Below are 20,298 nucleotides of genomic sequence, written 5' to 3'. Positions count from 1 at the left end.
GTCAATTGCCTAGAACAGGCGAAATGCGCTTATTTCCCCGCTTTGGCGGTCATTTCCTGCGCGCGGCGCACGAGCGCCACTTCTTCAGGTGCGAAACCGCCTTCATCGGGTGCGGTCCGGTCGGGCACAGCAGTCACGAAATAGGCGATGCCCGTGCCCCCTTCGTGATCGAGCCACAGGCCTGAGCGCAAACCGTATGCTTCACCGGCGTGCCCGATGCGAGGTTTCCCATCGCCGAACAGGGCATCGTTACATCCATGGTTCGGCACTTCGATCATCTGGATACCAGCGCCGTAACCGCAGAAAAACTCGACATTCTTCGGGGCGGCCATCATCGAGAAGATCAGTTCACCCAACACCCTCTCGGAGAAAAAACTCTGCTCCGCCGGCTTGAGGAGTTCCTGGCCGATTTTCGCCAGGTCCTCCATACCGATCCGTACGCCGCCCTGGGGTGAGAAGATGGAAGCATTGGTGCCCGGTTGGTAGTTTTCGAGACTGCAATCCTCCCCATCGCCGACAGGGATGGTGCAGTTCGGTGGCCGGTCTGCCGCATCATCTCGTGCCACTTCGCCGCCACTGCGATAAAGCACGACGGCACTATCGGCGAACCCTTGCGAGCAGCCTATCCAGTTGAGACACGCTTCGATCCCGAGCGGAGCAAATAAGGTACGATCAATCAGACGATCATAACGCTCACCGCTCGCCGCTTCGAGTACCGTAGCTACCAGCGGTGATCCAAGATTGGCATATTCGAAAGGAGCATCGCCCGGAGGGGCGCCGCGATACCATGCTTCCGGCTCCGCCAGCCGGGTTTCCAGGCTTTCGCCCAAAGGCACGACATAGCCCGCATCGTCCCGCAGGCCCGAACGGTGCATCAGCAATTGCGCAAGCGTAACCGGCACATCCGGATAATCGGGGTGGCGTACCTTCCAGCCAAGATAGTCCGATACGTCCGCGCCTAATTCGACCTTGCCTTCATCGACAAGCTGCAAGGTTGCGAGCGCCATGATCAACTTCGAAATGCTGGCAATTCGGACGGGGTCGTTGGCTTCGACCGGCCTTCCTGTGCCGCGATCGGCGACACCCTCGATAATGGGTCGCGTCATAGTTTCGCGGTCAAAAACCACTGCCACGCTGGCGGGAGGGGCGGGCTCGCTCGTCACGGTCGAACACGCGGCAGCAAGCGGGGCGAGAACAAGGGCAATGGCACGCATGGCCGCACGCTGCGCGAGCGCGCCGCGCTCGTCAATCGAGATTGGGCCGAAGCCACCGTTCAGCCGTTTCCAGGTCTACCCCGCGACGCGCCGCATAATCTTCCAGCTGGTCGCGTCCGATCCGCGCCACGCCGAAATACTGGCTTTCGGGGTGGCCGAAGTAGAAGCCGCTGACCGCAGCGGTGGGATACATTGCGAAATTCTCGGTCAGCGAAATGCCGGTGTTGGCTTCTGCATCAAGCAAGTCGAACAGGACCGGCTTCAGGCTGTGGTCGGGGCACGCGGGATAGCCCGGTGCTGGGCGAATCCCGCGGTATTTTTCCTTGATCAGGCCGTCATTGGTCAGCTGTTCCTGCGGCGCATAGCCCCACAGATCAGTGCGCACATGTTTGTGCAAACGTTCCGCAAATGCCTCGGCGAAGCGATCTGCCAGCGCCTTCAGCAGGATGTCGGAGTAATCGTCCTTGTCGGCAAGGAAGGCTTTCGAATGGTCTTCGATCCCGTGAATGCCGACGGCAAATCCGCCGATCCAGTCACCCGCCGGATCGATGAAGTCGGCAAGGCACATGTTGGCCCGGTCACGCGATTTCTTCACTTGCTGGCGCAGGAACGGGAGCGACACATGCTCGCTGCCATCGTCATTGTAGATCGTCACGTCATCGCCGTCGCGGGCGCAGGGCCAGAAACCTGCCACACCCTTCGCGGTCAGCCACTTCTCCGCGACAATGCGGTCGAGCATGGCGTTGGCATCATCGAACAATTGCCGCGATGTTTCACCGACAACTTCGTCAGTCAGGATGGCGGGATAGTTTCCGTGCAGTTCCCACGCGCGGAAGAAAGGGGTCCAGTCGATGTACTCGCGCAAATCGGACAGGTCCCATCCATCGAAGGTATGGATGCCCGGCTGCAGGGGCGGTGCCGCCTTGTCTGACAGGAAGGCGTCGTAATAGTTTGAACGCGCTTCATCGAGCGAAAGCAGCACGCTTGGCGATTTGCCCGCACGCGCCTCGCGGACCTTGACGTATTCGGCGGCAGTTGCCTCCACGAACTCGTCGCATTGGGTATCGGATAGCAGCCGGCTGGCGACGCCCACGGCACGGCTAGCATCGAGAACGTGGATCACCGGACCGTCATATGCGGGATCGATGCGCAGCGCGGTGTGCACTTTGCTGGTGGTCGCGCCGCCAATCAGCAGCGGCATGGTCATCCCGGCGCGCTGCATTTCTTCTGCGACGGTCACCATTTCGTCCAGCGAAGGCGTGATCAGGCCGGACAAGCCGATCATGTCGGCGTCCGCGTCCTTGGCTGCCTGCAGGATTTGCGACCACGGGACCATGACGCCCAGGTCGATCACTTCGTAGCCATTACACTGGAGGACCACGCCCACGATGTTCTTGCCGATATCGTGGACGTCGCCCTTTACCGTCGCCATCACGATCTTGCCCTTGGACTGGTTGGCAAGCCCGGATGCTTCCTTCTCCGCTTCGATGAAAGGGATGAGGTGCGCTACCGCCTTCTTCATGACGCGGGCCGACTTGACCACCTGCGGCAGGAACATCTTGCCGCTGCCGAACAGGTCGCCAACGACATTCATGCCGTCCATCAGCGGGCCTTCGATAACCTCGATTGGGCGTCCACCGTCCGCCTCCACTTGCTGGCGGGCCTCCTCGGTGTCGGCCACCACATGGGCATCGATGCCTTTGACCAGTGCATGTTCGAGCCGCTTGACGACCGGCCAGCCGCGCCATTCCTCTTCGGCCTTCTCGTCCGCCGCGGTCTTGCCCTTGTAGCTTTCGGCAAGATCAATCAGCCGCTCGGTCGCATCCGGGCGGCGCATGAGGATCACGTCCTCGACCGCTTCGCGTAATTGCGGATCGATTTGATCGTAGACGTCGAGCTGTCCGGCGTTGACGATGGCCATGTCCAGCCCGGCAGGTATCGCATGGAACAGGAAGACCGAATGCATCGCACGGCGTACAGTCTCGTTCCCGCGGAAGCTGAAGGACAGGTTCGACAGTCCGCCGCTTGTCTTGGCATGGGGGCAGCGCTGCTTGATTTCGGCAACCGCTTCGAGGAAGTCGAGACCATAGCGGTCGTGTTCCTCGATCCCCGTGGCCACAGCGAAGATGTTCGGGTCGAAAATGATATCTTCAGGCGGGAAGCCGATGCCGGTCAACAGGTCATAGGCGCGAGAGCAGATCTCGACCTTCCGCTCTTTCGTATCGGCCTGACCTGTCTCGTCGAATGCCATCACCACTGCGGCAGCGCCATAATCCATGCAGATGCGGGCATGATCGAGGAATTGCTCCTCGCCTTCCTTCATGCTGATGGAATTGACGATCGGCTTGCCCGATACACATTTCAGCCCCGCCTCGATCACCTCGAATTTCGAGCTGTCGATCATGACCGGTACGCGCGCGATATCGGGTTCCGCAGCGATCAGCTTGAGGAAGGTCGTCATGGCATGAACCGCGTCGAGCAGCCCTTCGTCCATGTTCACGTCGATCACCTGCGCGCCGTTTTCGACCTGCTCGCGCGCGACCTCAACGGCCGTTTCGTAATCGTCCGCCATGATCAGCTTCTTGAAGCGGGCCGACCCGGTCACATTGGTGCGTTCGCCGATGTTGACGAAGCGGGCGGTTGTCAGGTCACTCATCAGGCAGCAATCGTAAATGGTTCGAGACCGGCGAGGTGCATGTCGGGGGCAATCACCGGCAATTTGCGCGGTGCCAGCCCCTCTACTGCCTTCGCCATGGCAGCGATATGGGCCGGAGTGGAGCCGCAGCACCCGCCGAGCGCATTGATACGGCCGTTCTCCGCCCATACGCGGGTGAGCGCAGCGGTGGTTTCCGGCACTTCGTCATATTCACCGAGATCGTTCGGCAGGCCCGCATTCGGGTAGGCCATGAGATACGTGTCGGCGATATCGGACAATATCTGCACATGCGGCCGCAATTGTTCTGCACCGAAGCTGCAGTTCAGCCCGATGGTCAGCGGCTTGGCGTGGCGGACAGTGTACCAGAATGCCTCGACCGTATGGCCCGACAGATTGCGGCCCGACAGGTCGGTCAGGGTCAGCGAAATCATCAGCGGTATATCCCGGCCAAGTTCACGCTCGACCCGCTTCACCGCCATGATTGCCGCCTTGCAATTGAGCGTATCGAACACGGTTTCAATCAGGATGAAGTCCGCTCCGCCTTCGATCAGCGCAGTACACTGCTCACGGTAGACATCGACGATTTCATCGAAGGTGACCTCGCGGTAACCGGGGTCTTCAACATCGGGTGACAGCGATAAAGTCTTGTTGGTCGGGCCGACCGCACCGGCGACAAAGCGCTGCACGCCGTCGTCACGCGCATCGATCGCCTCGCGAATGATACGCGCGGCCGAAACATTGATGTCGCGCACCAGTCCTTCGGCGCCGTAGTCGGCCTGGCTGATGCGGTTCGCATTGAATGTATTGGTGGCAAGGATGTGCGCGCCTGCGTCGATATAACTATCGCAAATGGCCCGAATGACCTGCGGCTGGGTCAGGTTCACGAGGTCGTTATTACCCTTCTGGTCGGCTGCCAGACCGGTATCGCCTGCGTAATCCTCTGGCGCGAGTGCAGCGCGCTGGATTTCCGTTCCGTAAGGACCGTCCTTGATCAGGATGCCTTTGCTGGCGGCAGCTTCAAACTCTTCGCGCTTGGTCATTGCCTGGCCTCCGGACGCAGACCGAGCATGTGGCAAATCGCATAACTCAATTCGGCGCGGTTCAACGTGTAGAAATGGAACTGGCGGACACCGCCAGCATACAGCCTGCGGCACATTTCAGCCGCTATGGTGGCGCTGACCAATTGGCGCGCCTCGGGTTTTTCGTCGAGCCCCTCGAACAGGCCTTCCATCCAATCGGGAATGCCGGTGCCGCACAGACCGCTCATGCGCTGAACCGCGCTGAAGCTCAGCACTGGCATGACGCCGGGTACGATCTCCCCTTCGATGCCCGCTGCGACGGCCTTGTCGCGAAATTCGAAGAAGCATTCCGGATCGAAGAAGAACTGCGTGATCGCCCGCGTCGCTCCGGCATCGAATTTGCGTTTCAGATTGTCGAGATCGGCCTGCCGGTCGGGCGAATCCGGGTGAACTTCCGGATAGGCAGCTACCGAAATTTCGAAATCGGCGACCTTCTTCAGGCCCGCGATCAGCTCGGCTGCATTCGCGTAGCCACCCGGGTGCGGGGTGTACGCGCTGCCGCCCTCCGGCGGATCGCCGCGCAGGGCGACGATGTGGCGCACACCTTCTTCCCAGTACTCGCGCGCGACGGCATCGACCTCTTCGCGCGTCGCATTGACACAGGTGAGGTGCGCAGCGGCAGGCATCTGAGTTTCGTTGACGATCCTGCGAACAGCCTCGTGGGTCCGTTCACGGGTCGAGCCCCCGGCGCCATAGGTGACCGAAACAAAGCGCGGCGACAGGGGCGAGAGCGTTTCCACGCTGTGCCACAAGGTCTGCGCCATCTTGTCCGTCTTGGGCGGAAAGAATTCGAAGCTTACGTCGATATCGCCCGCTAGGCCTGAGAAAAGCGGTGCTTCGAGTGCGCGCTGTGCTTCGCGCATCTGATCGAGTGTCGGGCTCAAGACGCTTTCCTTCCTTCCGCCATCCGGCGACGTGCAATCCAGATTTTCACGGCCAGTTCGCCATCTTCAAGCGCCACCGGATCAGCAGGCACAAAGCCTGCATCTTCAAGCAATCGCGCCATGTGGTCGTCAGCAAAGCCAAGCCGGGCGTGGGCATGACGTTCGCGCAGCTCTTCGCGCTGATGCGCGGCGAAATCGACGATCGCAACCTGCCCGTTTTCGCGGGTGACCCGGGCCGCCTCCGAAAGGACCAGCGCCGGGCTCGGCGCAAAATGCAGGACCTGGTGAAACAGGACAGTGTCAAAGCTGCCCGAAGGGAACGGGAGCGATGCGAAATCGCCCTGTATCAACTCGACCCGGTCGGTGGGCAAATGCTGCAACTTGGCCCGTGCAACGCGCAACATCGCGAGGCTTTTGTCCAGCGCGACAATGTGTTCGGCACCTTCGGCGAAAAGCTCGGCCATGCGTCCGGTGCCCGTGCCGATATCGAGCAGGCGGCCAAGGTTCAGGTCGCCGAGCGATGCGCGCAAGGCGGCTTCCACCTCGTCATCCGACGAATGAAGCCGGCGTAGTTCGTCCCAATCGTCGGCGTGATCTGCAAAATATTGTTCGGCCTGCTGTTCACGCGCCGAGCGGATTTCTGCCAGCTTGCGGCGATCCCCTTCGCAAAGCTCAGCAAATACGGGATCGGCGATCTCGGCTTGTTTGAGCAAGCGCAGCACATCGTCGCACAGCGCGGCATCGCCGCGCGCCCGCAGGAATATCCAGCTGCCTTCGCGGCGACGTTCGGCAAGACCGGCATCGCACAATATCCCGATATGACGTGAAACGCGCGGCTGGCTCTGCCCGAGAACCTGAGCCACTTCGCCCACGGCAAGCTCCATCGAACCCAGCAAGCGCAAAATACGCAGGCGGGTAGGATCGGCAAGCGCGCGAAAGATGGCTTCGGTCCGCATGGACAGAACATATAAAGATATTTTTATATCTGTAAATGCGCCAAAATAGGTAGGCCCAACCGTGTGTCCCGAGCGACCGATAACCGTTTGCCGCTAACGGGAAATTTACCAGTTTCCGTCAGACATCTTCTCCTGAACCGCCTGCAGGGCCCTGACCCTGCGCAAAGTCGCGTCTGCGAGAGGACCAATGTTCCAACGCTGCACCTTACGGCCATCGATGGCCCGGCCCACCGCGGCAGGCGACACCTCCGGTGCAAGGTTATGATTCATAACCTGCCGGACCCAGGTTGCGAACGCGTCGTTTCAGACCTCCTCTCTTACATGACCACTGCCGAAAAGGCTGGGCAACTGGCGATTGTCGCTGCCCCAGACCCGCAGGACCGGGGCGAGACCGAGGCTTTTTCGCGTGCGCTGCGTGAAGGCCTGGTCACCGCAGTCGAGGGGGTCGCGTCCAAGGTCCAGGCCGAAGCATTGCAGCAGATGGCCATCGAAGAATCGCGGCTTGGCATCCCGCTATTGTTCCCGTTTGAAACCGGAACAGGTGTCGAAACAATCTTCCCGACCCCGATGGCCGCAGCCGCCAGCTGGGACATGGACGCTATCGAGGCCGCAGAAAGCGTCATCGCAGGTGAAGCGATCGCTCGCGGTGTGAACTGGGCCATGGCACCCGAAGCTGGCTACCTGGCTTCTGCCGCACGCAAAAGTTTCGGTCACGCCGCCGAGCAGGTTCATCTGTCGGCCGCGATCGCTGCCGCCCGGGTCAGGGGCCTGCAGGCTATGAAGCAAGGGGCCGAGGAAGGTGTCCTCGCCTGCCTCGATCTGACGCGCCTGTTCGGTCACGCAAGCGGCGGGAGTGCTTCCAGCAGAGATATTGGCGATGCTCTTTCGGTTGCAGCTACCGTCGTAGGCCAGGGTTACCTTGGATCAATCAGTTTCGGCGGCACCGATGGCTTCCAGAACCGCGAAGCCCAGCGCTCCTTTGGCTTTCTACAGGCGCCCGGTGCTTTCGACGGCATCATCCTGTCAGAGTGGAAAGCCCTGGCCGCTGCCGCGCGAGACAGCGAGCATATCGAAAGCGGCAATTTCCTGTCGGTAGATGCGCTGGTAGCGGCAGTCGAGAAAGGCACGATCCCGTTGGCGCGCCTCGACGATGCGGTGACGCGGGTCCTGCGGGCGAAATACGCCCTCGGCCTGTTCAGCGCGCCGCTTGGCCGCGAGGCCGTGCGACGCCGCGGATCCTTGCCAACCCCCGTTCAGAACCGCGAAAACGCGCTGGCATTGGCACGTAAGTCAGTGGTGCTGCTGCGCAATGAGCCCGCTCTCCTGCCGCTTGGTATCGATTCGAACGACATCCTCGTGATCGGCAATGCGGCCAATGATCGCAGGCTACCGCTGGCTGGCCGCGAAGGCCTCGCCGCGAGCGTGATCGACGGGCTCGAACAGCTCGGCATCCCGCACAAGTTTGCGCCAGGCCTCGCGCTGCGCCAGGAAAACTCGCCGGTCGGCCGGATGATCGAGGCTGACAGCATGGCGATCGGCATGGCCTGCGAAGCTGCCAAGCGTTCGCACACGGTCATTGTCGTGCTTGGCGAAGGTGCGGGTGCCACGCTGGCAGAAGCCCAGAGGCAGTTGCTATCGTCGCTACGCACGGTGACTGACAATATCGTGCTCGTCACGATGGGTGCCGTACCGCTCGATCCGGTCATTGGCGCAAGCCCGCTGGCGTGTGTCGTCCATGCCGGCCAGCTCGGCACGATGAGCGGGCATGCCATTGCGGAAATCCTGACCGGCGAATTTGCGCCAAGCGGGAAATTACCGATGGCTCTACCTGCAACGGATGAAAGCCACGGCCTGCCGTTCGGGCACGGCCTGCATTACGCCGATTTTGCGTTGACCGATTGCACGCTCGATCTTGCGCCCGACCACCTTGTCGCCACTGTCCAACTGCGCAACGCCGGCGAATTCGCAGGCGAAGAAACAGTCCAGCTGTTCCTGCGCCGCTTTCGCGGACGCCATCTGCCCAGCCGCCCGAGTTTGCGGGGGTTTCAGCGAATTTCGCTCGCTCCGGGCGAGCGCGCGACTGTAACGTTTGAACTCGGCAGGGAAGAGATCGGCCAGTACCGCGAGGACGGTCGGTTCATCGTCGAAGGCGGCCTCCTCGATATCAGGGTCGGCCTGTCATCCGAGCGCACGCTGGGCGGAGAAATCGAGCTGCCGGAAGCTGTGGCAAAGGCCATGAGCGGCTTCGTTCGCGGTAGGTCCCGGGAAGCGGCCACCGGTCTGCGCCGCGCCTGAACTAACCTTTTTCGAGCATTGCCAGAAGAGCGAAACTGGCAAGCCAGTGTTCGCCGGCGTAGTCTCCTGCCACATGCGGTAAAGCCGCAGCCAGATGGTCCTCGGCGCGCCTTGCAATGAGTGATCCGGCGTGATCGTCGCCGAGCGCATTGCCGATGGCGCGCAGGTTCCACGCACGGCTCAGGTTCAAGCCGTCGAGATGGGCGATCTTGCCATCGCTGCGGTCTGACACGGTGACAGGGCGGCACTCGCTTTCGAGCCATCCGTTGGCGATCACCAGCTGGTCGAACCACGGTGCGAACTGGGTGTACGGCATGACACGGCTCATCAGCATGGCCGCCGATAGGACCGGCGAAAGGAACTCGTCACCGCCCGGTTCCCACCCGACATAGGCGCCCTTGGCGGCAAAGGCGGCAAGCGACCACTCGTCGATCGTGGCAATCAGGACCGGATCCCGGCTTTCCGCCCATTCGCGGGCCAGGCACAGCGCAAAACTGGTGTTGAAATGCGTCCCGACGGTGATGGGATAGGTCAGGACCTGAAGATACGCGCTCAAACGCTTGGCGAATGCTTTGGCGAGCGGCTCGATCCGCGCGCCCCATTGCCTGTCCTGATGCCGCTCGGCCTCGTGATGCAGATAGAGCAGCCAGGCCCAACCATAGGGTCGTTCAAATCCGCGCGCATCGGGCCGGTCCAGATAGGCCAGCTCGGCAGCCAGCTTGTCCGGTGTGAAGGTGGCTTCTGCCAACTCCTCGATTTGAGCAGCCTCGGGCATTTCGGGAAAGAGCCGCCGCAATGTGAGCAAAGTCCACCACCCGTGCACGCAGCTGTGCCAGTCAAAACTGCCGAAGAAACACGGGTGCAGAACGCGCGGTGGCTGCACGTCGGCATCGCTCGCCATGACATGGTCGAGCTTGTGGGGATATTCGCGTGCAACATGGCCGAGCGCGATTGCGGCAAATTTGCTGGCGGTCGCTTGCGTCAATTCCACAGCAGGAACGCTCCGATATAGATGATCGCCACATTGCAGATCCACAGCGGTACGGCAGTGCCGATCTGCTGGCGGATCACGCCGTTCTGGTCTTTCAGCTCGAGCAGGGCAGCTGGCACGATGTTGAAGTTGGCCGCCATGGGCGTCATCAATGTGCCGCAGAAACCCGCCAGCATTCCGACCGCGCCAATGACGGCCGGATTGCCGCCGTAATCCTCGACCAGTAGCGGGATGCCGATGGCCGCAGCCATGACAGGGAATGCGGCAAAGGCATTGCCCATGATCATCGTGAACAGCGCCATGCCCAGCGCGAAGACGACCACGGTCAGGAACACGCTGCCATCGGGGATCACCTCACCCGCCAGCCCGCCGATAATATCGCCGACACCTGCCAGCGCGAACACCGCACCGAGCGCTGCCAGCATCTGCGGGAGGATGGCCGCCCAGCCGATCGAATCGAGCAATCGCCGCCCCTCTTCAGCCGGGGCGATGGCAGGCGGCCGCAGCCATGCCATTGCAGCGACCAGCGCCAGCAGCACGCCGATGCCGAACAGTAGCAACGTCTCGCGCCGCTCCTCGAACAGTCCTGTTTCGCTTAGGGGTGTGAAGTTATACAGCAGCGTGCCAGCGACCGCCGTGATCGGGACGATCAATGCGGGAATGAAAAGCCGATTGCCGAAAAGTTTCGCATAATCGAATCGCTCCTGCGGGCTGGTGGTCTGGGGATCACTGCGTTTGAGCCCGCCGATGCCCGCAATGCCAACCATCGCCAGGACAAGCACACCGTTCACGAAATCGGAAACATGACTGCCGAGGAAGAAGCTGGCGGCCAGTAGCCCCCAGAATGCGGCATTGCCCCAAAGCCGGTCACGCAGGCTGAGCAGCGACCAGATCGCGAAGAAAGCGCCTGCGAGGATATAGAGCCATTCGTAAGTGATCACGATGCAGCCCTCCCCAGCCGGCGGTCCAGTGCCGAGATGCGCCAACCGTGGATGATGAAGGCACAGATGGCCGTGGGAATTGCCCAGACCGACAGTTGCAGGGGCGTGAGCGGATAGCCCGCGCTTTCAAACACCCCCTGAATGAGCAGGATCGAGGCAATGGCGAAGAAGATGTCCTCGCCGAAGAACAGGCCGACATTGTCGGTTGCAGCAGCCATCGCGAGGACTTTTTCCCGGTCACCCTCTGCCAAGGTGCCATGCGATTTCTCGGCTGCGGCCTCTGCCATGGGAGCGACCAATGGGCGCACTGCTTGGGGGTGGCCGCCAATGTCTTTCATGCCCAGCGCCGCCGTGATTTGGCGGAATCCAAGGTAGATGACGAGCAGTTTGCCCATCGTGGCACCTCGGACCCCTTCGATCACTGCGCGGGCGCGTTGCTGGAGGCCGTACCGTTCGAGCAAACCGATAACCGGGAGGATAATCCAGGTAACACTGATGTAGCGGTTGTCATTGAACGCCTTGCCCAGCGCCTCGATCACTGCGGTCAGGTCAAGCCCAGCGAGTACGCCGGTCGCCAATGCTGCGCTGACCACCACCAGTAATGGATTGAACCGCAGCGCAAAGCCCGCCACTACGATGGCGATGCCCAGCAGGGGCCAGTAGTTCATTCGCCTTTCTCCCCATTCCCGTCGCCGCCATAACCGCCCCCGCCAGGTGTCAGGATGACGAACGCGTCGCCCGGCTCCATCTGGGCCGATCCGGTCGCGCCCAAATCCTCGCGGCTGCCATCGGCGCGCTCCACCCAGTTGCGGCCTGGCAGTGCATCGCCGCCGCCGCAGATACCCTTGGGCGCAATTTTCCGGCGATTCGCCAGCATGTTGGCCCGCATTGGCTGGAGGAAGGTCAATTGCCGTTCCACCCCGTCCCCTCCGGCATGGCGCCCCTTGCCGCCCGATCCACGCCGAATGGCAAAACGGTCGAGCCTTACCGGCAGGCGCGTTTCAAGGATCTCGGGATCGGTCAGCCGTGAGTTTGTCATATGCGTTTGCACCGCGCTGGTGCCGTCATGATCATGCCCCGCCCCGGACCCACCTGCGATGGTTTCGTAATACTGGTGTTCGGAATTGCCGAAGGTGAAATTGTTCATCGTCCCCTGGCTCGGCGCGAGCTTGCCCGTCGCTGCAAACAGCGCATCAGTCACAACCTGGCTCGTTTCGACATTCCCTGCGACGACTGCCGCCCCCGGTTGCGGGTCCAACATGGAACCATGCGGCACGATCAATTCAACCGGCCTCAAGCAGCCATCATTCATGGGAATCGCATCGTCGATCAGCGTGCGCAGGACATAGAGAGCGGCAGCGCGCGTGATCGAGCGCGGAGCGTTGAAATTGTCCGGAAGCTGGTCGCTTGTGCCTGTGAAATCAAACACGGCAGAGCGCGCCTTGTGATCGATACGAATGGCGACACTCACGGCAGCGGCATTGTCCATCGCATAGGTAAACTCGCCATCCTCCAGCTGGCCCAGCAGGCGGCGAACGCTTTCTTCTGCATTGGCGAGTACGTGATCCATATAGCCAGTCACTACCGCTTCGCCCTGTTCGCGCGCGGACTGGACGAGCAACTCGGACCCGCGCGTGCAGGCCGCCAGCTGGGCGCGCAAATCCGACAGATTGCGATCCGGATTACGGGCAGGATAGCGCGCCGATGCAAGGACCGTGCGCATAGCGTCCTCGCGAAAATGTCCCTCGTCGACCATCAGGACATTGTCGATGAGGACCCCCTCCTCCTCGATCGTCCGGCTTTCGGGAGGCATCGATCCGGGCGCTATTCCGCCGATATCTGCATGGTGGCCGCGCGCTGCAACAAAAGCATCGGGTTCTGCGCCGTCTTCGCCATAAAAGACCGGCACGATCACGGTAATGTCGGGCAGATGCGTGCCGCCGCGATACGGATCGTTGAGGACATAGGCATCGCCTCGCCGGAAGCCGCGCCCGTCACGCGCCCCGCCACGCGCTTCGATCACCCGGGCGATGCTGTCGCCCATCGATCCCAGATGAACAGGGATATGCGGAGCATTCGCGATCAGGCTGCCCGATGCATCGAACAGTGCACAGGAGAAATCGAGGCGCTCCTTGATGTTGACCGAAGTGGCAGTCGATTGGAGGACCACGCCCATTTCTTCGGCAATCGCCATGAACAGATTGTTGAATATCTCGAGCCGGACGGGATCGACGCTGGTTCCTGCAGCACGGTCGCGCTGGATCGCCCGTGTGCGGGTCAGGACCAGACTGCCATCGTCTGCCAGCCTGCCTTGCCAGTCCTGTTCGATGACCGTGGTCGAGCCGGGATCGATGACCAGAGCCGGTCCCGGAACGATCTCACCAATTTGCAGCTTGCTGCGCTCGACCGTGTGCCAATGGCCGGTTGCCTTGCCCTTGGCCGATTGCGGTTCGGCCCCCGCCTCGCCCAGCCCGCCTGAAGAACCGCTGGCCTCGACGCTTAGAGCCTCGACCACGATGGGCGCGCTCTCATCGGAGTAGCCAAAGCGCTGGCGATGAAGCTTGCGGAACCTAGCGTCCATCTCCGCCGTATCGCCGCATGGAACCGATAGCATGGAATCGCTGCCTTCAAAGCGCAGTCTCGCGCTCGCGTCGATCTCGACTTCCTCGACGCCTTGGTCTTCCAGCACAGCGCGCGCTTCTGCTTCGAGATTATCCAATTCGTCAGAAAATGCCTCGCCCAATGGCCGCACAAGGCTGACCTCGCGAATGGTCTTTACCGGGGCCAAGCCAATCCCATAAGCTGAAAGCATGCCCGCTAGCGGATGCACCAGGACCGTCTCGATACCAAGTTCATCGGCCACCCTGCAGGCGTGTTGTCCGCCCGCCCCGCCAAAGCAGGCCAGTGCGTAGGCAGTGACGTCGTGGCCCCGTGCCACCGAGATTTTGCGGATCGCATTGGCCATGGAATCGACGGCGATGGCCAAGAAGCCATCGGCAATTTCCTCCAACGATTTTGCTAAAGGAAGGCTCGCCGCCACTTCTTCCAGGCGCATCTTGGCAGCCGCCGGATCGAGCGGCTCGTCACCCCCCGGTCCGAAAACGCTTGGGAAGTATGCCGGGTCGATGCGGCTTAGGTACAGGTTGCAATCGGTGACCGTAAGCGGGCCGCCCTTGCGATAGCATGCAGGCCCGGGGTTCGCCCCGGCGCTTTCCGGTCCGACGCGGAAACGCGAGCCGTCGAAGCGGCAGATTGACCCGCCTCCAGCAGCCACGGTGTGAATTTGCATCATCGGCGCGGCCACCCGCACGCCAGCGACCACGCTGTCGCCGGTCAATTCACACTCGCCTGCGTAATGCACGACATCGGTGCTGGTCCCGCCCATGTCGAAACCGATCAGCTTTGAATGGCCGAGCGGCTTTCCAGCAGCAACCATTCCTACCACACCGCCAGCAGGCCCGGACAGGATCGCGTCCTTCCCGCGAAACGCACCGACCTCGGCCAGTCCGCCATTAGATTGCATGAAGCGCAGCCTCCGCGCATCCGGTAGTTCTGCTTGCAAGCCGTCTGTGTAGCGCCGCAGAACCGGCGACAGATAGGCGTCCACCACGGTTGTATCGCCGCGGGGTACGAGCTTTATCAGCGGTGACACTTCGTGACTTACGCTGACCTGCGCAAATCCGGCATCGCGGGCAATGCGGGCCACCGTTTCTTCATGGTCGCGGAATTTCCATCCGTGCATGAGGACGATTGCGACCGCATCGAAACCCTCGGCACGCAGCGCTTCCAGATTGTTACGGGTCTTCGCCTCATCGAGAGGCTGGAGGATTTCACCCGAGGCACTGACGCGCTCGGCAATTTCGACCACTCGTGCGGGCAGCTGCTCGGGGAGAACGATGTGCCGGGCAAAGATTTCCGGCCGCGCCTGCGTGCCGATCCTCAGCGCATCGCCGAAGCCGCGCGTGATTAGCAGCGCAAGCCTTTCGCCCTTTCGTTCGAGCAAGGCATTGGTCGCCACCGTCGTCCCGATACGCAGCTCTGCAATCGGGCCTTCACCGTGCCGGGCCATCAGGCGGCGCACAGCCTCGCTCGCGGCATCGCCGTAATGACCGGGATTTTCTGACAAAAGCTTGTCGGTCACCAGCCGCCCCTGCGGCGTGGTGGCCACGACATCAGTGAATGTGCCTCCGCGATCAATCGCGAAGCGCCATGCGGCTTCCCGGTCCCTCATCGCGCGCACACTAGGCACGCGCGATGGAGAGGCAAGGTCTGATCAGACTGCAGCGTCGCGCTTGACGGTGATCACCTGGGGATTGGTGAATTCCTTCAGGCCATCGAGACCGTATTCCGCACCGATACCCGACTGCTTGTGACCGCCGAACGGAGTGAACGGGGAAAGCTGCATGAATTCGTTGATCCATACGGTCCCGGTTTCGAGCTGTTCGGCAATTTCGACACCCTTCTCGGTGTCCTTGGTCCATACCGCACCGGCAAGGCCGTAGTCCGAATTGTTCGCCCGCTCGATGGCTTCATCAACCGTCGCAAACTTCATCAGGGGCATGACCGGGCCGAACTGTTCCTCGGCAACGATCCGCGCGTCTTCCGGCGGGTTGTCGAGGATCGTGATCGGCACGTAATAACCGGTGCCCGAGGGATCATTGTCGCCGCCGGTCAGGAACTTGTAGCCATTGTCCTTGGCATCCTGGATCAGCTCGCAAACGCGCTCGAACTGCTTCTTGTTCTGGATCGGACCGACCCCCGTGCCCTGCTGCGAGCCATCGCCCACCACGACGGTCTTGGCATAATCGGCAATCGCCTTGCTCAGATCGTCATAGATGTCTTCGTGAATGTAGATGCGCTTGGCTGCGATGCAGACCTGTCCGGCATTGGAGAAGCTGGACCAGAACAGCTGTTCGGCAACTTTCTCGACATCGGCATCGGGCAGCACGATCGAGGCGTCGTTTCCGCCGAGTTCCAGCGTGATACGCTTGAGGTCGCGCGATGCGTCTTCCATGATCTTCTTGCCGGTCGCGGTCGATCCGGTGAAGGTGATCTTGTCGATATCGGGATGTTCGGTGATGAGCGGGCCGAGTTCGTCGGGCCCGGTAATGATGTTGACGGTACCGGCAGGCACCACGTCCTTGATCAGTTCGGCAATCCGCAACGTCGTCAGCGGCGTGAACGGAGAAGGCTTCAGCACGATCGTGCACCCTGCCACCAGTGCGGGGACGATCTTCTGGATCGCCATCATGATCGGGAAATTCCACGGCACGATGCCGCCGACCACACCCACCGGAACGCGGCGGGTGCGCGACAGGCGCTGCTCGTCGTCCTGATTGATCACATCATCCAGCGTCAAGGTGGACTGTGCAGCAGCAAGCCCTGCAGCGCCGTAGATTTCCTGCTGGGCCTGCGCGTGCGGCTTGCCCTGTTCGGATGTCAGCAGGCGGAACAGTTCATCGGCATTGTCCTTGATCGCGGCGGCGATGCCCTGAACGACTTTCTGGCGTTCTTCGGCGCTGGTTTTTTTCCAGGTTTTGAAGGCGCGGCGCGCGGCGGCAACGGCGCGGTCGAGCTCTTCCTTGCCGCACGACGGGACGGCGCCAATAACCTGTTCGTTGGCAGGGTTCAGCACTTCGATAGTATCGGAGGTGGTGACCATCTCCCCGTCGATCAGGTTCGCATATGCCTTGGTCATCTTCTCTCTCCTCAAACTCAAGAATCGGTTGCTTATCGAGACCCTATAGGCCCGAGGGCCGCGGGACAATCCGCATCAGACGAGTCGGACTTCGCCCGCGTTGTAATCGAACTCGAAAACGGCGGTGCCGCGTGTCCGGCGCCGGATGCCCTCGGGCAGCGGCTCGGAGCCAAAACCTGCATCGACAGCTGCATGCTGGATCAGTGCTTCGAGGAAACGGCCCTGAGGCCAGGCACAGCACAGCCTGACGCGTCCGTGGTGGTAGCCGGTGATCTCGCCCGACCTGGCGACGAATTCAGGCTTTGCGCTTCCCTCATAATGGTCCAGCCAGCCGCTGGTCTCCCATCCATCGCCTTCCATGACCAGCCTGTCGGACAGGCTTTCACTGCGCACGATCTTGCCGCCGATCAGCTCTTGCAATGCGGAGTGGTTCAGGCTGTCGGGTATCGCAAAATCATCGTCGCGGGTGCCGGTACGGGGACCGATCACGATTTGCGCATCGCTGGCCGCCAGCTCGTCCATCAGAGCATCGGTGACAATCGGCAGGCACGGCACGATAACGAGCATGTACCCATCAAGAGAGACGCCAGGGGCAACGATATCAACATTAAGGCCAAGCCTGCGCAGCGCTGAATAGCATGAAAATGCAGCCCAGAGGGCAGAACGCCCCTCACCCTGCGGCTGGATTTGCGTCATCCATTCGCTGTCATAGGAAAATATCAGCGCTGCATGTTTTGGCGCCTTGCCGGCATCGCCCAGCCGCGCCAGCTCCGCCGAAGCTTCCCGGGCTTCCGACAGGGCGGGCGCCGGTTCTCCGTCCGGACGCAGCAGTCCGGCGTGCATCTGTTCCTGCGCCTTGGGAAACTGCCGCCAGCGGAAATAGCTGACCAGTTCCGCGCCGTGGGCGAAAGCTTCCAGGGTCCACAGCTTGACCATGCCCGGAAGCGGCGCGGGATTATACCGCGCCCAGTTTACCGGTCCGGGCTGCTGTTCAAGGACAGACCACCTGCCACCGCGCGCACAGCCGCGATAAAGATCGTGATGAAACGCCGCGATATCGGGATGCCCTTGCCGGGCGTATCGGCGCTTCTCCCCTTCCGAGAAGCGGAACATCTCCAGGAACCCGAGCGGATAGCTATCCCAGCCCAGCACATCGAGATCGGCGGCGAGATCGTGATGGTCGTAGCCTGTATAAAAGCCCATCGCATTGTGCGTGATATCGCGCCCGGGCGAATGCTCGCGCAGGATTTCGACCTGTGCGCGGTTGAAGCTGACGACCTGGCCGGAGGAAAACCTCCGGAACGCCAACCAATGAGCCGGATTGGCCTCTGTCACTGTCAGGTTCGGCAATTCGATCTCGCCAAAGCTTCGGTATTCCATGCTCCAGAAGACATTGCCCCAGGCTTCGTTCAAAGCTTGCACGCTCTTATATCGGCGTTCCAGCCAGACCCGAAAGGCGTCGCGCGCCGATGCGGAGAAGCTCTGCACGGTATCATGACAGCCATATTCATTGTCGGTTTGCCACGCGGCAACACCGGGGTGCTCCCCATAGCGTTCAGCCACGGCGCGCGTGATCCGGGCCGCCTCTTCGCGGTATCCCTGGTGGCTGAAACAATAGTGGCGGCGCGATCCGAAACCGCGCGGCCTGCCATCGCGGGTCAGCGCGAACATGTCCGGCATCCGGTCGCTAAGCCACTTTGGCGGCGTGGCGGTGGGCGTGCCCATGATGACGCCAAGCCCCGCCCCGTGCAGCACGTCGAGAGCGCGGTCGAGCCAGCCCCAATCGAACACGCCCGGCTCGGGCTCGATGCGGCTCCAGGCAAATTCGCCGATGCGTACGCGGGTCAGACCGGTTTCGCGCATGAGGCGTGCATCTTCCGGCCAGCGATCTTCGGGCCAATGCTCGGGGTAATAGCAAACGCCAAGGTGCATGGCTGGCTCTGTGGTGCTCATCTGCCGCACATCCGCCAATTGTCTCGGGCGGTCAATCGCCTGAGAAGGCGTAAAACTTCGCCGCGCGCCCTATCCACGGCCAGAGGCGCGCGTTAAGCAGCCGACCAGGGAGGACTACTGGATGTACGGCGATACGGCGCAATTCGGGAGCGTGCTGCAGCTCGCAGTGTTCGTCGCGCTGCTTTCCTTGGTCGCCGCGCTGACCTGGTGGAAAGTCCGCAGCGCCAAACACGATGGGTCCGAAAAGGACGTCTTCCTTGCAGGCAAGGGCCTGAGCTGGATTTTCGTCGCCGGCGCGATCACGCTGACCAACCTGTCTACCGACCAGCTGGTCGGCATGAACGGCAATCAGATGCTGCTTCTCGCTTGGTGGGAGATTGCCGGCTTTGTCGGCTTGATGGCGCTCGCCTTCGTCTTCGTGCCGCTTTACTACAGGTACAATTGCACAACCGTGACCGAGCTGCTCGAGCGCCGCTATGACGGCCGCTCTATCCGGACGCTGATTTCTGCAATCTTCATTGCCGGCAATTTGCTGATCTATCTGCCCGCAGCGCTTTATTCGGGCGGCCTGTTCCTGCAATCCCTGTTCGGTGCAGCGATCCCGCTGATCGTGTTCTCGATCGGGCTCGCGCTGATCAGCGCGGCCTATACCGTGTTTGGCGGCCTGCGCGCCGTCGCCGTGATGGACACGTTTTCCGGCATTGGCATCCTCGCGCTGGCCTTGCTGATCGTGTTCCTCGCCCTGGCGGCAGTGGATTTCGACATCGTAACCGATGTTCCTGCCGAACGGCTGAGCATGGTCGGCGCTGCAGATAGCCCGATCCCGTTCCACACGCTGTTCACGGGCATGGCTTTCATCCAGATCTTTTACTGGTCGACCAACCAGAACATCACGCAAAAGGCGATGGCAGCCCCCACGGTCAAAGAGGCGCAGAAAGGCGTTTTCGCTGCGGCGGCAGTGCGCATTCTGGTGGTGCCCCCGATCGTGGTCATTCCGGGCGTGGTCGCCTTCAAGCTGTTCGGGGATGTTGGCGATGCGGCTTACGGGCGGCTCGTCGCAGAAGTCCTGCCAACATGGCTGTCAGGGGCATTTGCCGCGATGGTGGCGGCGGCAGTCATCACGACTTTCAGCGCGGTGCTGAACTCGACCGTCGCGCTCTATTCTGTCGATTTCCACGAGCAATTCGTGGGCGAAGTCAAGAACCACTGGAAACTGGGCGCAGTGATGAGCGTGGTTGCGACAATCACGGCAATTGCGCTGGTGCCGATGTATCAGAATGCGGAAAGCATCATCAACCTGCTGCAACAGCTCAATGGGCTGTCCTCTATGCCTATCTTGTCGGCCTTCATCGTCGGATTGTTGTTCAGGGATATCGCGGCGCGTTCGGCCATTGCAGGCGTTGTTTGCGGGATCGCCCTTTACGCCGCCTATACGTTTATCGAAGGTTTCTCGGCAGCAGTCGGCTTACATTACATCGACTTCATGGTCGTGACGCTGGCTGCCTCGATCCTGTCGGCATTGCTGTTCAATCGCTTCGTTCTGGGCCGGCGTGCCAAGTGGATTGGCCTCGAGCTGTTCCGCGGCAAAGGGCCGATCACAGGCCACGGCGAGAATGCTGCTTAGGAAGCGC

At 61.5% G+C, this 20,298-nt stretch carries 13 protein-coding genes; 2 read left to right on the top strand and 11 right to left on the bottom strand.

The features are described 5' to 3' along the window. Nucleotides 1-29: 29 nt before the first annotated feature. Genes K3166_RS01725 through K3166_RS01710 form a run of 5 tightly spaced genes read right to left on the bottom strand, consistent with a single transcriptional unit; the run spans nucleotide 30 to nucleotide 6,789 of the window. Nucleotides 30-1,214, bottom strand: coding sequence for a serine hydrolase domain-containing protein (locus K3166_RS01725; protein WP_221422995.1), 1,185 nt, complete (start codon nucleotides 1,212-1,214; stop codon nucleotides 30-32). A gap of 31 nt (nucleotides 1,215-1,245) precedes the next feature. Further along, nucleotides 1,246-3,870, bottom strand: a complete 2,625-nt coding sequence (gene metH / locus K3166_RS01720; RefSeq protein WP_247714686.1) for a methionine synthase — start codon at nucleotides 3,868-3,870, stop codon at nucleotides 1,246-1,248. After that, entirely contained in the window at nucleotides 3,870-4,910 is a 1,041-nt protein-coding gene (locus tag K3166_RS13420) for a homocysteine S-methyltransferase family protein (protein WP_247714685.1), read from the bottom strand. The genes metH and K3166_RS13420 overlap by 1 nt, the downstream gene beginning before the upstream one ends. Next, entirely contained in the window at nucleotides 4,907-5,812 is a 906-nt protein-coding gene (metF, locus tag K3166_RS01715; RefSeq protein ID WP_221423910.1) for a methylenetetrahydrofolate reductase, read from the bottom strand. The genes K3166_RS13420 and metF overlap by 4 nt, the downstream gene beginning before the upstream one ends. Before the next feature lie 17 nt (nucleotides 5,813-5,829). Then, the gene (locus tag K3166_RS01710) at nucleotides 5,830-6,789 is read right to left on the bottom strand and encodes an ArsR/SmtB family transcription factor (protein ID WP_221422993.1); all 960 of its coding nucleotides are present in this window, start codon (nucleotides 6,787-6,789) and stop codon (nucleotides 5,830-5,832) included. Between the two features lie 321 nt (nucleotides 6,790-7,110). Between K3166_RS01710 and K3166_RS01705 the strand changes: the two genes are divergently transcribed. Further along, entirely contained in the window at nucleotides 7,111-9,084 is a 1,974-nt protein-coding gene (locus K3166_RS01705) for a glycoside hydrolase family 3 C-terminal domain-containing protein (RefSeq protein WP_221422992.1), read from the top strand. Between the two features lies 1 nt (nucleotide 9,085). Here K3166_RS01705 and K3166_RS01700 read toward each other — a convergent pair whose 3' ends face one another. The 6 genes from K3166_RS01700 to K3166_RS01675 form a co-directional block, all read right to left on the bottom strand. Next, complete coding sequence (locus tag K3166_RS01700; protein ID WP_221422991.1) at nucleotides 9,086-10,075, bottom strand: DUF2891 domain-containing protein; 990 nt, start codon at nucleotides 10,073-10,075, stop codon at nucleotides 9,086-9,088. Beyond that, a complete protein-coding gene (locus K3166_RS01695; protein ID WP_221422990.1) occupies nucleotides 10,066-11,016 on the bottom strand; it encodes a DUF979 domain-containing protein in 951 nt (316 codons plus the stop codon). Before K3166_RS01695 ends, K3166_RS01700 begins: the two co-directional genes overlap by 10 nt. Next, nucleotides 11,013-11,684 carry a DUF969 domain-containing protein gene (locus K3166_RS01690; protein WP_221422989.1) on the bottom strand — a complete coding sequence of 224 codons (672 nt, stop codon included), beginning with the start codon at nucleotides 11,682-11,684 and terminating at the stop codon, nucleotides 11,013-11,015. The genes K3166_RS01695 and K3166_RS01690 overlap by 4 nt, the downstream gene beginning before the upstream one ends. Next, a complete protein-coding gene (locus tag K3166_RS01685; RefSeq protein WP_221422988.1) occupies nucleotides 11,681-15,247 on the bottom strand; it encodes a hydantoinase B/oxoprolinase family protein in 3,567 nt (1,188 codons plus the stop codon). Before K3166_RS01685 ends, K3166_RS01690 begins: the two co-directional genes overlap by 4 nt. Nucleotides 15,248-15,289: 42 nt before the next feature. After that, on the bottom strand, nucleotides 15,290-16,714 hold the full coding sequence (locus K3166_RS01680) for an aldehyde dehydrogenase family protein (RefSeq protein WP_221422987.1): 1,425 nt from the start codon (nucleotides 16,712-16,714) through the stop codon (nucleotides 15,290-15,292). Nucleotides 16,715-16,789: 75 nt separating this feature from the next. Beyond that, entirely contained in the window at nucleotides 16,790-18,667 is a 1,878-nt protein-coding gene (locus K3166_RS01675) for a beta-galactosidase (protein WP_247714683.1), read from the bottom strand. Nucleotides 18,668-18,788: 121 nt separating this feature from the next. On the opposite strand from K3166_RS01675, the gene K3166_RS01670 reads away from it, so the two are divergent. Continuing rightward, entirely contained in the window at nucleotides 18,789-20,291 is a 1,503-nt protein-coding gene (locus tag K3166_RS01670) for a sodium:solute symporter family transporter (protein ID WP_221422986.1), read from the top strand. The last annotated feature ends 7 nt before the right edge of the window (nucleotides 20,292-20,298 follow it).

Source organism: Qipengyuania psychrotolerans, from assembly GCF_019711355.1.
In the GTDB taxonomy this organism is placed as follows: Bacteria; Pseudomonadota; Alphaproteobacteria; order Sphingomonadales; family Sphingomonadaceae; genus Qipengyuania; species Qipengyuania psychrotolerans.
The sequence above is the reverse complement of the archived record's forward strand: the minus strand, read 5'-3'. Positions and strand labels throughout refer to the sequence as shown.

Coding starts and splice junctions, on each gene's coding strand:
- K3166_RS01725 (WP_221422995.1), bottom strand. CDS start 1,214: ATGCGTGCCATTGCCCTTGTTCTCGCCCCGCTTGCTGCCGCGTGTTCG.
- metH (WP_247714686.1), bottom strand. CDS start 3,870: ATGAGTGACCTGACAACCGCCCGCTTCGTCAACATCGGCGAACGCACC.
- K3166_RS13420 (WP_247714685.1), bottom strand. CDS start 4,910: ATGACCAAGCGCGAAGAGTTTGAAGCTGCCGCCAGCAAAGGCATCCTG.
- metF (WP_221423910.1), bottom strand. CDS start 5,812: ATGCGCGAAGCACAGCGCGCACTCGAAGCACCGCTTTTCTCAGGCCTA.
- K3166_RS01710 (WP_221422993.1), bottom strand. CDS start 6,789: ATGCGGACCGAAGCCATCTTTCGCGCGCTTGCCGATCCTACCCGCCTG.
- K3166_RS01705 (WP_221422992.1), top strand. CDS start 7,111: ATGACCACTGCCGAAAAGGCTGGGCAACTGGCGATTGTCGCTGCCCCA.
- K3166_RS01690 (WP_221422989.1), bottom strand. CDS start 11,684: ATGAACTACTGGCCCCTGCTGGGCATCGCCATCGTAGTGGCGGGCTTT.
- K3166_RS01685 (WP_221422988.1), bottom strand. CDS start 15,247: ATGAGGGACCGGGAAGCCGCATGGCGCTTCGCGATTGATCGCGGAGGC.
- K3166_RS01680 (WP_221422987.1), bottom strand. CDS start 16,714: ATGACCAAGGCATATGCGAACCTGATCGACGGGGAGATGGTCACCACC.
- K3166_RS01675 (WP_247714683.1), bottom strand. CDS start 18,667: ATGAGCACCACAGAGCCAGCCATGCACCTTGGCGTTTGCTATTACCCC.
- K3166_RS01670 (WP_221422986.1), top strand. CDS start 18,789: ATGTACGGCGATACGGCGCAATTCGGGAGCGTGCTGCAGCTCGCAGTG.